The sequence below is a fragment of the Pseudoalteromonas sp. GABNS16E genome, assembly GCF_028598715.1.
Lineage (GTDB): Bacteria > Pseudomonadota > Gammaproteobacteria > Enterobacterales > Alteromonadaceae > Pseudoalteromonas > Pseudoalteromonas atlantica.
The window spans coordinates 1-1,498 of sequence record NZ_JAQREZ010000124.1; the positions used below are offsets into that span (position 1 = coordinate 1).

The 1,498-nt window shown below is 45.3% G+C and carries 1 protein-coding gene; it reads right to left on the reverse strand.

Going from position 1 to position 1,498, the window contains the following annotated elements; genetic code table 11:
- Positions 1-111 precede the first annotated feature (111 nt).
- Positions 112-1,380, reverse strand: a complete 1,269-nt coding sequence (locus PSI06_RS20895) for an Ig-like domain-containing protein (RefSeq protein WP_273604797.1) — start codon at positions 1,378-1,380, stop codon at positions 112-114.
- Between the last annotated feature and the right edge of the window lie 118 nt (positions 1,381-1,498).

The following is a 1,498-nucleotide window of genomic DNA, read 5'->3' on the forward strand; positions in this document are numbered from 1 at the left end:
CCAACGGCTTAGCGCCATACGATTACATCACCGCGTGTTTAGATGAGCTGTGCCAATCAACACCTGATATCGATAGTCTATTACCGTGGAATTTTAAAGGCTAGGCGGTGATCACCGGACGGATACGGTGATCACTACAGTAATCGTTGTACCTACATCGGCATCACTCGTGCCTGAAATAGTAGGTGTTGTATCATTGGTTACAGCATCAAAATCAACGGTTAAACTTGGCCCCGCAGTATCAATATTACCGGTTGCTGTATCTAAAGCACTATTGCCTGCAGCATCAGAAACCTCTGCCTGTACAGTGTAATCCCCTGAAGCCAACTCTTGAGAAAGCTCTACACTCCAATTCCCTTGTGCATCTGTTGTCGTATTAAACGAGCGAACAACTCCTTGTGAATCTGTAACAGTCAAGCTTATTACAGTGCCAGATACAACGCCTGTAGTATTACCAGCAATAATTGGTGTTGTATCATTACTGGTTTCTAGATCGTTAATTTGTATGGTTGGCGGCGTAATACCAATTACAGCATCAAGTTCTGCTATGGCTGAACCACCGCCTAAATCAGTTACTGTTGCACTGATTGATACACTTCCCTCAGGTAAATCGGCTGGCGGAGTAACACTCCACTGTCCGTTTGCATCAACAACCGTAGTTAAGGTAATAGCCGCACCTGTAGAGTCTGTGATCTGAACTTCAACAGACGAACCTACTTCTGCATTAAATGTATCACCGCTTATTTGTGGGGTTTGATCGTTGGTTTCACCAATGACATCAATAGTGATAGTTAACGCACTTGTATCAATAGTACCAGAGGCGCTTGCAGTACCTTCATTGCCAGCGTTATCGCTAACAATAGCATCAACAGTATAGCTACCTTCAGCTAAAGCTACGGGTACTTCAACTGTCCAACTTCCATCTGCAATGACTTGTGCGGTGATTGTTTGCACTGCACCATTTGCGTCCGTTACAGTTAAAGTAACAGTTGAGCCTGTAGGTTCCCCGCTTACCGTACCTGATAGAGTTGGTGTAGTATCACTTGTATCACCTAGCGCATTTATTGTCACAACCGGCGCTGTTGTATCAACCTCACCTGTGGTAGTGGCCGTGGTTTCATTACCTGCGTTATCGGTTACCGATACCTCAACGGTAAATTCACCTTCACTTAGCTCATTCGGTACATCTACACTAAAGGTGCCATCGGCTTGCACTTCGGTAGTAATGGTTTGTGGGTTACCCGCTTCATCCGTCACGGTGATCGTAACAACTGTACCCTCTGGCTCACCCGTTGCAGACCCTGAAATAGTCGGTGTGGTGTCGTTTGTATCACCCACGGGATCAATTATGACTGTGGGCGCTGCGGTATCTATAGACATAATGACTCCCACACGGTGTTAGCCTCCGCTTTTCGTGGGTTAGCTTAATTCAAAGCCAGAGCCATAATTAGTTTGTCAATTAACTAAACAGCAGAGGCTAACATGAATAAACATAGCA

Bases quoted from the DNA above. Each gene is read 5' to 3' on its own strand.
- PSI06_RS20895 (WP_273604797.1), bottom strand. From the start codon at position 1,380: ATGTCTATAGATACCGCAGCGCCCACAGTCATAATTGATCCCGTGGGT.